This window comes from Streptomyces sp. NPDC017991 (genome assembly GCF_044328075.1).
In the GTDB taxonomy this organism is placed as follows: domain Bacteria; phylum Actinomycetota; class Actinomycetes; order Streptomycetales; family Streptomycetaceae; genus Streptomyces.
Window position 1 is genome coordinate 84,080 of record NZ_JBIRGP010000004.1, and the last position, 12,389, is coordinate 96,468.

11 protein-coding genes are annotated in these 12,389 nt (G+C 72.3%); 5 read left to right on the forward strand and 6 right to left on the reverse strand.

Going from position 1 to position 12,389, the window contains the following annotated elements:
- Positions 1-124 precede the first annotated feature (124 nt).
- Entirely contained in the window at positions 125-874 is a 750-nt protein-coding gene (locus tag ACH4DZ_RS13060) for a GAF and ANTAR domain-containing protein (RefSeq protein WP_398287152.1), read from the forward strand.
- Between the two features lie 680 nt (positions 875-1,554).
- Here the strand turns inward: ACH4DZ_RS13060 and ACH4DZ_RS13065 are convergent.
- On the reverse strand, positions 1,555-2,460 hold the full coding sequence (locus ACH4DZ_RS13065) for an AraC family transcriptional regulator N-terminal domain-containing protein (protein ID WP_398287153.1): 906 nt from the start codon (positions 2,458-2,460) through the stop codon (positions 1,555-1,557).
- A 145-nt stretch (positions 2,461-2,605) separates the two neighbouring features.
- Here ACH4DZ_RS13065 and ACH4DZ_RS13070 point away from each other — a divergent pair, with 145 nt between their 5' ends.
- Complete coding sequence (locus ACH4DZ_RS13070) at positions 2,606-3,688, forward strand: aldo/keto reductase (RefSeq protein ID WP_398287154.1); 1,083 nt, start codon at positions 2,606-2,608, stop codon at positions 3,686-3,688.
- Between the two features lie 34 nt (positions 3,689-3,722).
- Here the strand turns inward: ACH4DZ_RS13070 and ACH4DZ_RS13075 are convergent, their stop codons facing one another.
- From ACH4DZ_RS13075 to ACH4DZ_RS13095, 5 genes are all read right to left on the reverse strand, one after another.
- Positions 3,723-5,684 (reverse strand): copper resistance CopC/CopD family protein, encoded by a 1,962-nt coding sequence (locus tag ACH4DZ_RS13075; RefSeq protein ID WP_398287155.1) that lies wholly within the window; start codon positions 5,682-5,684, stop codon positions 3,723-3,725.
- Positions 5,685-5,773: 89 nt separating this feature from the next.
- The gene (locus ACH4DZ_RS13080; RefSeq protein ID WP_398287733.1) at positions 5,774-6,571 is read right to left on the reverse strand and encodes an SDR family NAD(P)-dependent oxidoreductase; all 798 of its coding nucleotides are present in this window, start codon (positions 6,569-6,571) and stop codon (positions 5,774-5,776) included.
- 71 nt (positions 6,572-6,642) lie between these two features.
- Positions 6,643-7,122 (reverse strand): cupin domain-containing protein, encoded by a 480-nt coding sequence (locus ACH4DZ_RS13085; protein WP_398287734.1) that lies wholly within the window; start codon positions 7,120-7,122, stop codon positions 6,643-6,645.
- 1 nt (position 7,123) lies between these two features.
- Complete coding sequence (locus ACH4DZ_RS13090; protein WP_398287156.1) at positions 7,124-7,828, reverse strand: GNAT family N-acetyltransferase; 705 nt, start codon at positions 7,826-7,828, stop codon at positions 7,124-7,126.
- Positions 7,825-9,990: a penicillin acylase family protein gene (locus ACH4DZ_RS13095; RefSeq protein WP_398287157.1), complete on the reverse strand. Its 2,166-nt coding sequence runs from the start codon at positions 9,988-9,990 to the stop codon at positions 7,825-7,827. The genes ACH4DZ_RS13090 and ACH4DZ_RS13095 overlap by 4 nt, the downstream gene beginning before the upstream one ends.
- A gap of 78 nt (positions 9,991-10,068) precedes the next feature.
- On the opposite strand from ACH4DZ_RS13095, the gene ACH4DZ_RS13100 reads away from it, so the two are divergent.
- From ACH4DZ_RS13100 to ACH4DZ_RS13110, 3 genes are all read left to right on the forward strand, one after another.
- Positions 10,069-10,827, forward strand: coding sequence for a siderophore-interacting protein (locus tag ACH4DZ_RS13100; protein WP_398287158.1), 759 nt, complete (start codon positions 10,069-10,071; stop codon positions 10,825-10,827).
- A 24-nt stretch (positions 10,828-10,851) separates the two neighbouring features.
- Positions 10,852-11,586: an HhH-GPD-type base excision DNA repair protein gene (locus ACH4DZ_RS13105; RefSeq protein WP_398287159.1), complete on the forward strand. Its 735-nt coding sequence runs from the start codon at positions 10,852-10,854 to the stop codon at positions 11,584-11,586.
- A 102-nt stretch (positions 11,587-11,688) separates the two neighbouring features.
- Positions 11,689-12,360 carry an HdeD family acid-resistance protein gene (locus ACH4DZ_RS13110; RefSeq protein WP_398287161.1) on the forward strand — a complete coding sequence of 224 codons (672 nt, stop codon included), beginning with the start codon at positions 11,689-11,691 and terminating at the stop codon, positions 12,358-12,360.
- Positions 12,361-12,389: the final 29 nt, after the last annotated feature.

A 12,389-nucleotide genomic window follows, 5' to 3' on the forward strand; every position in this document is an offset into this window, starting at 1 on the left:
GCGCCGGTCCGCAGGAGCGGGACGGGTGGGAGGGTGGAGTTCGAAGCGGCTGAGGGCCGGGAGTGTGAGCGTCGGTGGGTTCCATCCGTCTCGTGTCCTGGTGCCCGCCCGGAAGTGAGTAGTTGTGCCTGAAGACCGTGAACGTAGTCTGCTGCGCCTGTTTCTCGAAGCGGCGGACACCCTCGTCGACGACTTCGACCCCGTCGAATTCCTGATGAGCCTGGCGGACCGGACGGCTGTGCTGCTGGGGGTGCCGAAGGTCGGGATCGTACTGAAGAGCAAGGAGTCCGCGCCTCTACCGGTGGCTGCCTCCGGCGACAGCACCGAACTGCTCGACCTGCTGCGCTACCACCACGCGCAGGGACCCTGGCTGGACTGCTTCTCTGCCGAGCAGCCGGTTCTGGCAGCCGGCTGGGACGACATCGAGCGCCGCTGGCCCGCTGCGGCAGCGGACCTTCGGACGCTGGGGCATCCGCGCATCACCACGCTGCCCATGCGGTTGCGCGAGGAGACGATCGGTGGGCTGAGCCTCTTCCATGACCATCCGGTCTCCGCCCGTGATGTGTATCTGGCGCAGAGTCTCGCGAACATGGCGGGCATCAGCCTGCTCCAGCAGCGGGCCATCGCGGAGGGCGTGACCCTCAACGGCCAGCTCCACCGGGCTCTGGAAAGTCACCACCGGATCCAGCAGGCGAAAGGTTTCATCACCGCCCGCCTCTCCATCGGCCCCGAGGAAGCCTTCCGGCTCCTGCGCGACATGGCCCGCCATCGCCGGCAACTGTTGTCCGCTCTCGCCGAGCAGGTCCTCACCGACCCTCGGGGGACCGACCTCCTGCTGAAAACTCCGAACGGCGAAGCCGCCCCCCGGTCCTGACCCGCTTCGGCACCTGTACGCGTCCGCAGCACGTGTCCGCAGCACGTGTCCGCAGTACGTGTCCGCAGTACGTGTCCGCAGTACGTGTCCGCAGTACGCGTGGCGATCTCCTCACCGCCTCCACCAGGGGCCGGCCCGCGCGACGAAGAACGCGTCTTCGACGCCGCGTACGACCGCCGATCGGCGCTGTGTGGCCGCCGCCGGGGTCACCACCGCCCAGCTCGGTGCGCTGTTCGCCGGGGGGCCGGCCGGGCGGGATCCGGCGGCAGCTCGCCCACGCACCGGGGCCGCGCGAGTCCGCCGTCACCACCGTCACCGCCGTCACCGCCCTCGTCGCGCGGCTCACCGCGGCCGGGTTCGTCGCCCTGCGGGTCACGGGTCCGTCCGCACGAGCACCGGGCCGTCACGCCGGAACCCACCGCCGAGGGCGACGCCGCTCCGCGCGCCGCCCAGCCGGAGATCGACCGCTTCAACGGTGAGCCGCGCGCCCTCTCGGCGACCAAGGTTGCGCGCCGACCGCCGCCGCCCCGGCACCGCTCGCCCAACGGGATCCCGAGTGAAGCCGGCAGGGACCAGAAGGAACCGGAAGGAACCGGAAGAGACCGGAAGGGGCCGGAAGGGGCCGGAAGGGGCCGGAAGGGGCCGGAAGGGGCCGGAAGAAAGGGGAGACCGGGAACGGCTCACCCCGCCCGGCCGCCCGCGTCCGCCAGCCGGTCGCGCAGGCGTGCCGTGTCCTGGCCCGGCGGCAGGCCGTACGTCCGCCGGTACTCGCGGTTGAACTGGGTCGCGCTCACATAGCCGACCCTCTCCGCGACCAGCGCCGCCGTGGTGTCACCGGCGAGGAGGAGCCGACGGGCCTCCTGCAGGCGGAGGTGCTTCTGGAAGCGCAGAGGGCTCATACCCGTGGCCGCCTTGAAGTTGCGGTGCAGACTCGCGGTGCTCATGTGCGCCGTCGCCGCGATCTCGGCGACGGCGAGCGGCTCGGCGAAACGTGCGCAGATCCAACGGGCCGCCGTGCGGACCCTGGCCGCGGGCGAGTCGGCCAGGGTGTAGTGCCGCAGGGTCGGCCCGAGAGCGGTGCCGAGCAGCCGGTAGAGGATCTCCGTCTCGAAACGGCCCGCCAGGGCGCGGATGTCCTGCGGGGTGTCGAGCAGCCGTACCCAGCGGGTGACCGCGTCGGTGATCTCGGGAGTCATCGGCGCCGTGACCTGGCCGGCGGGGCCCGGCCCGGAGGGAACGGGGTGATCCGTGCCGTCCGGTTCCAGTTCCAGTTCCAGCAGGAGTTCGGCGAGTCTGCCACCGTCCAGGCGCAGCACCGCCGAACGGTACGGCACCTCCTCGAACGTGGCCGTGACCGGCAGGACCAGCGAGTTGAGGAACACCTGCCCGCGGCCGGCCGTCCAGCTCCGGTCGCCCGCGACACTGCTCTTGGAGCCCTGGACGACGAAGCAGATCATCGGCTCGTAGAGCAGGTCGAGCGGCGCCTTCGCCTCGTCGAGTGTCACCAGTCGCTGGCGCGGGACCGCGGTGTCGGACCACATGTCGCTGCCGTGCCGGGCGATGGCCGCGGCGAGTTCGTCCAGCATGCGCGCTCCCTGTCCCTGTCCGTGGCCGTGGCCGGGTCCGTGTCCGTGTCCGTCTCCAGGGGCCGAGTGGCTCTGAGAGGATCAGGCAATCCTATGCGGCCGACGGCCCATGACCTGCGGCGTGCGCGCTCCTAGCGTTGACGGCATGACACAGCAAGGCGCCGATGAACGGCAGAACCAGCAGAACCGGCAGAACCAGGACCAGCAGAACAACGACCAGCGGGGCAAGAGCGGTGGGCTGTCCGTTCGCGCTCTCGGCGGGCAGGGGCTGACCGTCGGCGCGATCGGTCTCGGCACCATGGGCATGACCATGGCGTACGGCGCCGGCGACGAACCCGGCGGCATCGCGACCGTGCGCCGGGCGTACGAGCTCGGCGTCACCCTCTTCGACACCGCCGAGCTGTACGGCATGGGCACCGGGAGCAACGAGCAGCTGCTCGGCCGTGCCCTGCGCGGCATCCGCGACGACGTCGTGATCGCCACCAAGTTCGGCTTCGACATGGACGCGCCGCAGAACGCCGGGGGGTACGCCCTCAACAGCCGCCCCGAGCACATCCGCGAGGTCACGGAGAACAGCCTCCGCCATCTCGGTACCGACCACATCGACGTGCTGTACCAGCACCGGGTCGACCCGGATGTCCCCATCGAGGACGTGGCGGGCACGATCGGCGAACTGATCGCCGAAGGCAAGGTGCGGTACCTCGGACTCAGTGAGGCCGGGCCCGACGTGCTCCGGCGCGCGCACGCCGTCCATCCGGTGTCCGTGCTGCAGACCGAGTACTCCGTGTTCGAGCGGGCCGTGGAGGCCGACGTGCTGCCCGTGGTGCGCGAGCTCGGTATCGGATTCGTACCGTATTCGCCGCTCGGCCGGGGGTTCCTGACCGGCACCGTGCAGCCCGCCGCCGAGTATCCCGCCGACGACATGCGCAGCTGGGACGACCGCTGGCAGCCCGGCAACTACGAGCGGAACCTGACCGCCGTCCGCGAACTGACCGACCTCGCGACGGCCAAGGGGATCTCCGTCACGCAGCTGGCCCTGGCCTGGCTGCTGGCCCAGGGCGACGACGTCGTCCCGATCCCGGGCACCCGCAGCCCGCAGCGCCTCGCCGAGAACGTGGCCGCCGCGGACGTCACGCTCACCCCGCACGACCTGGCCCGGGTCCAGGAGATCCTGCCCAGGGGGGCCGCCGGGTCCCGGTACCCCGAGGCGATCATGCCGACCTGGTGACACCACGGGCCGGCCCGGAAGTCGTTTCCGCAGGTCAGCGGGCGATCTTCACTCGCCGTGTCTCCGACACCTGGTCGATGTCCGACGTACGGACGGTGACCTTCATCGTCCAGGTGCCGGCGAGGGGCAGGTTGAGGGACCGGGTCCCCCAGTAACCGCCCTGGTCGGTGAGCCGGGCGTCGATGGGGCCGATCTTCTGGGACCCGAGGGTGAAGGAGAGCTTGATCTCGGGGACGGTGGCGATGCCTCCGTCCGGGCCGATGACGACCGCCTCGACCGTGTTCTCGCCGACGCGGCCCGGCTCCAGGACGATCTGGACCTTTCCGTGGCCACCCGGGGTGCCGACATCGAAGGGGATCAGGGTCGTGGACGCGGTCGGGCCACCCCCGGCGGCGTCCGCGGTGGACTCGGCCGCCGCGGCCGTCTCCAGTTCGGCGCGGCCGGGCTGGGTACCGGTCAGTACCGTCGTGATGACCAGCACCGCCACCCCCACGACGACCTCGGCGAGAACCGAGCGGCGCAGGGAGCGGTGACCGGCACCGCCTGCCCCGCCGGACGAGGGCGAGGGCGAGGACGAGGACGAGGGGCCGTCGGCCGTCGCACCCGATGTCGGGTCCGACGCCGAGTCCGGTGTCGGGTCCGAGGCCGAATCCGGTGTCGTGTCCGACGCCGGGCCGGACACGGTTACGGCCATCTCCGGCACCCGGGCCTTCGACGGTCGGGGCACCTCCGTCAGCCTGGCCGTCCAGCGGCGCGAGAAGCCCGCCGCGGCCAGCAGCAGGACCACCGCGCACACCTTCGCTACCAGGATCCGGCCGTACGAGGTACCGAACACCGCGTCCAAGGAGCCGAGTCCGCGCCAGGACTGGTAGACGCCGGTCAGCACCAGGACCGTGACCGAGGTGAACGCCAGACGCGAGAAGCGGTGCACGGACGCGGCCGGGAGCGGTGTCCCGGAACGGTGGAGCGCGGTGAGCAGGGCGCCGAGACCGCCGAGCCAGACCGCCATCGCCAGCAGATGCAGCACGGTGGAAGTCATCGCCAGGGGCACCTGGATGCCCGCGGACGCGTGCTCGGCGACGGCCCACGTGCCCGCCAGGGCCAGCGCCAGGAACCCACCGACCGCGAGAACGGCCGGCGCCGGCGCCGGTCCCTGCCCCGGCCCCTGCGCTGGTCCCTGCCCCGGTCGCGCGGACCCGGACCGCCGCAGTGCCGCCTCCGTCCGTACGAGGAAGACCGCCACTCCCGCCAGCAGCAGGAGCCGGGCGAGCAGCGCCCAGCCGGGCCTGCTCGTCAGGGTGTTCTCGATGAGGGCCGGGTCGAGGAGGGTCGACGGGCCGGTGCCGCGTTCGTACGGGCCGCGCAGGAAGACCAGGACGACCGTGGTGCCGAGGAGGGTCCACCAGCCGCCGCGCACGAGCCCGCGGAGCGGCTGTGTGCTCGGCGGGCGGCAGGCCAGGACGAAGACGGCCACGCCGATGAGCAGGGCGACGGCGGCGTACGCGGCATAGCGGGCGATGTCGTAGAGGGCGCCCGAGGCAGGGTTCACGGCCGGCTCGGCGGAGAGGGAGGCGGTCGTCGCGGAGGGTTCGCCGATGGAGAAGGTGAAGGCGCCGGAGATGGGGTGGCTGTCCGCCGAGACCACCCGCCACGCGACCGTGAACGTACCGTCGGGGAGATCGTCGCGGAGCCGCACGCGGACCTTGTCGGAGCTGCCGGAGACGTGTTCCGTGTCGCCGGCGTTGACCCGGCGGTTCGCGGGGCTGAGCACGCGCAACGAGTCGTCGGTGATGCCGACCGACTCGGTGAAGGTCATGGTGACCTCGCGCGGCGCGGTCCGCAGGACGGACCCCTCACGGGGGTCGGTGTCCCGCACGGCCGAGTGGGCGGACGCGGAGGTCGCGCCGCCGAGCAGGAGCAGGAGCACGAGCGGGAGCAGCGTCCCCAGCAGCGTGACGAGGGCCGCGGCCCGGTGTGTACGGCGCACTCGGCCCACGTCGGCTCTCCCTGCTTCTCGTGCCCGACGCGCGTGCGTCCGCGGCCTCTGGGGGAGTACGGATGTACCCGGCATGTTGTTCAACCCGTTCACCACGTCGGCCGCGCCGAGATCCCCCCGTCCACGACCAGGTCGTGCCCGGTGATCCAGGAGGCCATCGGCGAGGCGAGGAACACGCAGGCGTCACCCACGTCCTCCGGACGCCCCAGCCTCCCGGTGGGCACCGCCTGTTGCCAGCGGCGTACGCCCTCCGGCCATGCCCGCGCGAGGCCTTCGCGGTCGATCAGCCCCGGGGAGACGGTGTTCACGCGGATTCCGTAGGGACCGTACTCCAGGGCAGCCGACCGCGCGTGCATGACGACGGCCGCCTTCGACGCGGAGTAGTGCGCGTGGTGCGGGGCGGGGTGCGTGGCCTCGACGGACGCGATGTGGGTGATGCTGCGCACACGCCCACCGGGTTCGTCGCTCCCCTCACCCCCCACGCCCTCACTCGCGTCCCGCATCAGCTCTGCCGCGGCCTGCGTGCACGCGAACACGCTCGACACATTGGCGTCGGCCACCGCCCGCCAGTCCGCCAGCGTCATACGGGGCAGCTCCTGGACCGGTTGTACGCCCGCGTTGTTGACCAGTGCCGTCAGTACACCGCCTCCCCAGTCCGCGGCCTCACGCACCACCCGGTGGCACTCGGACTCCGCGGTCAGGTCGGCCCGCAGGGCCACCGCGCGACCGCCCGAGTCCGCGATGCGGGCGACGACTTCGCCCGCCGCCTCCGCGTTCGTACGGAAGTGGACGGCCACGGCCGCGCCCGCCGCCGCGAACCGGAGCGCGATCCCCCGCCCGAGGCCGCCCGAGGCGCCGGTGATCAGCGCCACCTGGCCGTCGAGCAGCCCGCCGCGCGCACCCCTCTCACCGCTCGCACCGCTCGCACCGCTCTCATCCCTCGCACTGCTCGCGCCCGTCACGGGCGGCTCAGCGCGGTGATCCGCGCCGCCTCCGCCGGGTGGCGGGCGGTGAGTTCGGCCCCGTCACCGTGCTCGTACCCCTCGTAGGTGAAGCCGGGTGCCATCGTGCAGCCGAAGAACGACCAGGCGCCGTCCGCGTGGACCCGCGCGCCCATCCAGGTGTGTGCGGGCACGGTGAACTGGACGTGCTGGCCCCCGAGGACGTCCGGGCCGAGCAGGACCGAACGGGACGTGCCGTCGGGGGCGAGGAGCAGCAGTTCCAGCGGGTCCCCCAGATAGAAGTGCCAGGTCTCGTCGGCCGGGAGGCGGTGCAGGGCGGAGAAGTCGCCGGGCCGCGAGGTCAGGAGGGCCACTATCGCGGAGCCCTCGGGCCGTCCGTCGGGGCGTTCGGGGCCGGCCCAGGTACGGCGGAAGAGGCCGCCCTCCTTGGGGATGGGCTCCAGGCGGTAGTGCGCGGCGAGGGCTTCCGGAGTGATGTCATTGGCCACCCCCCGACCATGCCCCACCGGAGGCCGCCGACGCGCCGTCCCTCACGAGGAATGCCAGCCGGGCCTTCTTCTCCGGCAGATACACCTCCGGGAGGTCGATCTCCGGCAGCACGACCGGCGGCCCGAGCACGAAGCCCTGGCGGATCAGACGGGCGATCGCCTTCTCGTTGCGGAGGTCAGGCTCGACCACGACCCGCGGCCGGTCGAGAACCCGCAGGACGTACGTGGTGAAGGCCCCCAGCAGGGCGGTGCTGTGGCCGGGGCGGCCGACGCCCCCGGGTGCCGGGCCGATCAGCAGGTGGACGCCGATGTCGCCGGGTGCCACCTCGTAGCACTCGCTGACCCGGTCGGCCTCCGGTTCGTACGTCTGGAAGAGCGCGGCCGGTTCGCCGTCCAGGACGGCGAGGAACGCGTGGTGCGTGTCGAGCGAGCCGAGATGCCGGTAGGTCTCCAGCACCTGCTCCCTGGTGAAACCGCCCATGCCCCAGAAACGGGCCCGTTCGGCCGTCACCCAGGGATGCAGCACGTCCAGGTCGGCCTCCGCGTCCACGGGCACGATACGGACGGTGCCCAGACCCTCGACGGCCTCCTCGTGGACGGCCGCGCGGTCCTGAAAGGTCGCAGTCGTGGCCGTGGTCAAGGTCGTGGTCGTCGTCGTGGTCAGGGCCGGGGTCGTGGTCGTGTACGACGTCATGCGTTGTCCTCGTTGTCCTCGTTCTCGTTGCTCAGCCGGTCCGGGCGGAGCAGGTTCCAGTCGGTGGTCACGGGGGCCAGTTCTCCGCCGAGCCACAGGGGGAGCTGGTCGCGGTGGTGCGGTGCACCCGGGACGCCCGACGTGCCGAACGGCACCACCCAGAGGCTGTCCTCACGCCGTGCCACGTCCCACACGTAGCGGGCGGCGGGGCCGCGCGCCGCCCGGTCGGTGAGACCCGGCACGGCCGAGGTGCACAGCACACAGTCGTGATCACCGGAGAGCCCCGGCTCGCTCGCGTCGTACGCGGGGTCCGGCAGCGCCCGCCACGGAGCGAGGCGGTGGGTGTCGCCCCAGACACCCTTCGGCGGGGCCCCGGCCACCTCCTCCACGGCCGCCCTGACGATCTCGGCGCGGTCGATCCCGTACAGCGTCTTCGCCGTGAGGAGGTTTTCGAGGGCGAAGGCGACCCGGGGGAGGAGCGCGAGCCAGGGGCGTAACACCTCGGGATACGGCGGGGGTTCGGTGAGCGGGGCCAGGGCGGGGTGGGCGGCGAGGCGGCGTACGACGGCGCTGCGGACCGCCGCGTACAGGGTCGCCTCCGTGCTGTCGGCGGCCATGTGACGGTCCCAGCGCAGGAGTTGTCCGCGCAGGGCGACGGCCTCGGGGGTGAGTCCGTCCAGGGCGGTGAGGCGGTCCAGCAGCGGGGCCGCGGAGGCGAGATGGGTGTCCATGTGGAGGGCGGCCATGTCGGCCGCCCTCCAGTCCTTCCGCGCGTCGAGAAGGGCGCGCAGGCGGGCGGCCCGGTGCGGCGGCGCGAACTCGACACCGAGGGGGGTGGCGGGGCCGCGCTGGTTGGCCATGACCGCGATGCCGTCGTCGACCGTGCCGCGCGGCATGGGGGCGTACCAGCCGTGCCACTCGTGGCCGGGTTCCCAGGCCGCGACGATGCGCGTGCCGTTCAGCGGATCGCGTACCGGCACCCGGCCCGCGACGCGGTGCAGCAGGCCGCCCTCGGTGTCGGCCGCCTGGACGACGTTGACGGGCTCGGCCCAGTCGTCGAGGGCGCGGTCCACGTCGGCGACCCGGCGGGCGCGGAGGAGGGGGAGGAGGGAGCCGAAGCCGAGGTCTTCGCAGACGCGGGGCGGGTGACGGAGGCTGATGGGGCCGGTCGCACCCTCGCCATCGGCGTCACCGTTGACGGCGTCAGCGCTGAGGGCGTCAGCGCCATCGGCGTGACCGTTGATGATGACCGGGCCGCGGTCGGTCTCGATCACCTCGACCTCCACGGGGTCGGCGCCGGCCACTTCGACCGTCTCGACGTGGCGGGAGGCGAGGTGCCACTTCCCGTCCGGGCCGAGGGCCTCGACCACCCGCTCCGCTCCGGCACCGGAGCGCCGGAGCCGTTCCCGGTACAGGTCCTGGTAGTCGGCCATCGCGTTGGTGATCGCCCAGGCCACCGTGCCGGTGTGGCCGAAGTGGGCGATGCCGGGGACGCCCGGTACGGCCAGGCCCACGACGTCGAACTCCGGGCAGGAGAGGCGCACTTGCTGGTAGACACCCGGCGCCTCGATGTACCGGTGAGGGTCGCCCGCGATGACCGGCCGACCGGTGGCGGTGCGCTCGCCGGTGACGAGCCAGCCGTTGCTGCCGGAGGTGCCGGGTCCATCGGTGGCGAACAGACCGACGGCGTCCGGACCCAGATGGCGTACGACCTCCTCCCGCCACAGCTTCGCCGGGAACCCGGCGAACAGGATGTGCGTGGCGAGCCAGACGCCCAGCGGGGTCCACGGCTCCCACCGGCCCGGTACGAGCCCGACGGCCCCGAACTCGGGTGTGCGGCGGGCCCCTTCGGGCAGGCCCTGGTTCACCCCGTCGACGTACGCCCGGACCCAGGCGGCCGTCTCGGGGTCCCGTCTCTCCAGGGCCGTGTAACAACGTCTGGCCGTGTCGTCGAGCAGGGCCTGTCTCGCGAACCGGTCCCAGGCGAGCGCGTCCGCGCCGAGGAACGCGGCCGAGGTGCCGCGTGCCCTGTGCCGCTCGACCTCGATCTGCCAGGCGCGGTCGTGTGCCGTGGCGAGGCCCTGGGCGCGGGCCAGTTCGAGCGCGTCACCCGCGCGCAGGTGCGGGACGCCCCACGCGTCACGGTAGATCTCGACAGTCACCCTGCGTCTCCCATCATATTTAGGTTAGGCTCACCTAAGTAAGGCGTGTAGGAATCGTACGTGAAGGGTGAAAACGTCATGGGGCAGGGGCAGAGGCACGGCTGGGAGGGCGCGGTCCTCAAACTGTTCCGGGGCAAGGACTTCACGTTCACGGTCCTGGGCGCGGAGGACGTCACCGACCACTACCGCCGGCTGCACCTCTCCGACGGCGGCATGCTCGCGGCGACCGGGGTGCATCCGACGATGTGGGTACGGCTCTGGTTCGACAACGCGGGCAAGCCGCACCAGCGGGCGTACACACTCGTGGACCCCGATCCGGCCGCGGGCACCTTCAGCCTGGAGTTCGCGCTGCACGAGGGGTGCGCGAGCGACTGGGCGAGGTCCGCGAAGCCCGGGGACACCGTCGAGGCCACGGTCCAGGGCACCGGCTTCACCGACCCGGACCCGGCCCCGTCCCGTGTGCTGGCGATCGCCGACACCGCCTCGCTCCCCGCCCTCAACTCCCTGCTGGGCGCGGTGGGTACGGCGCCCGCGACGATCTGGTTCGAGACCGCCGGGAGCAGCGCGGGCGGGGATGCCCGGGGCACGGACGGTCTGCCCCTGCGGGTGGACCCGGCCCGCCACGACCTGCGTACCGTTCCCCGGCTCGACCGGGGCGCCCACCTGGTGGCGCAGGTGCGGGCGGCCGTGCCCGAGCTTCTCAAGGGGACCGCCGACCCCTATGTCTGGATCGCCTGCGACACGGCGACGACCCGCTCACTGGCCGCGTACTTCCGCAAGGAACTGGCCCTGCCGAAGCAGCGGGTGAACGCGCTGGGGTACTGGCGAGCGGCCTGAACCCGTACGCGCGATGATCGGGGCATGGACGTCACCCTTCATCTCGCCCAGCGGCCCGAGGCCGACGAACTCCTCGGGCGCAGCCCGCTCGCCGCACTGGTCGGCATGCTGCTCGACCAGCAGGTCCCGATGGAATGGGCGTTCGCGGGCCCGTACACGATCGCGCGGCGGCTCGGCGGGGACGACCTCGACGCGCACGAGATCGCGGCGTACGAGCCGGAGGCCTTCGCGGCCCTGCTGTCCACGAAACCGGCCGTCCACCGCTACCCGGGCTCGATGGCCAAGCGGATCCAGCAGCTGTGCCAGTACCTGGTGGAGCACTACGACGGGGACGCGGCGAAGGTGTGGGAGGACGCCGGGACGGACACGGACACGGACGCCGGTACGGGTACGGACTCGGGTACGGGTAGTACGGGTACGGGCTCGGGGGCCGGTGCGGTGACGGGGGCGGAGCTGTTGCGGCGGCTCAAGGAGCTGCCCGGCTTCGGCACCCAGAAGGCGCAGATCTTCCTCGCCCTGCTGGGCAAGCAGCTGGGCGTACGCCCGAGGGGCTGGCGCGAGGCCGCGGGCCCCTACGGCGAGGCCAGGTCCTTCCGCTCGGTCGCGGACATCACGGGGCCGGAGTCGCTCACGAAGGTGCGGGCCCACAAGCAGGAGATGAAGGCGGCGGCGAAAGCGGCGGCCGAGACGACTGCGAAGGCGGCCAGGACGACGGGGACGGCGAAGACATCGAAGAGGGCGAAGGTCTCCGGCGAGTGAGGCTCCGCGGGGCTCGTCGCGTTCAGCCGTTCAGTCGTTCAGTCGTTCGGTCGTTCGGGTGTCACGAGTGGCCGGGGCATCGGTTCCGGCCGAGCATGAGGCATGGCCGAGGTACCGAGTGGCGGCCCCTGGGGGCCTGAATACGACGACCGGCGGGCCCACGCGGCCCGCGACCCGCGCCGGACCGGCGATCTCCACGAGCCGGACCGACTCGAAGGTCCCCTGTTCCTGCTCTCCCGCACCGCCTGGCAGGCCCTGCTGGTCGCCGGCATCGCCGCACTGGCCCTCGGCATCATGATGCTGGTGTGGCCGAAGACGACGCTGCTCGCGGCGGGCGTGCTCTTCGGGCTCTATCTGCTCTTCAGCGGCGTACTCCAGCTCGCCTCCGCCTTCGGGACGCACACGGCGACCTCCCTACGGGTGATGGCCTTCATCAGCGGAGCGCTGTCGATCCTGCTGGGCCTGTTCTGCTTCCGCGGTGCCATGCAGTCGATCCTGCTGCTCGCGCTGTGGATCGGCATCGGCTGGCTGTTCCGCGGTGTCACGCACACCCTGGCCGCCGCGTCCGACCCTTCCGTACCCGCCCGGGGCTGGCAGATCCTCCTCGGGATCCTCAGCTTCCTCGCCGGTGTCGTCCTGATCGTCTCTCCCTTCGAGTCGGTGGCCGTCCTCACCGTCGTCGGCGGCGCCTGGCTGCTGGCCCTCGGCATCACGGAGATCATCACGGCGTTCCAGCTGCGCAAGCGGGCCCGCGCCGTACCGCGCGCGCTCTGAGAGGCGTGACGGCGTACGCGGCCGGGCCA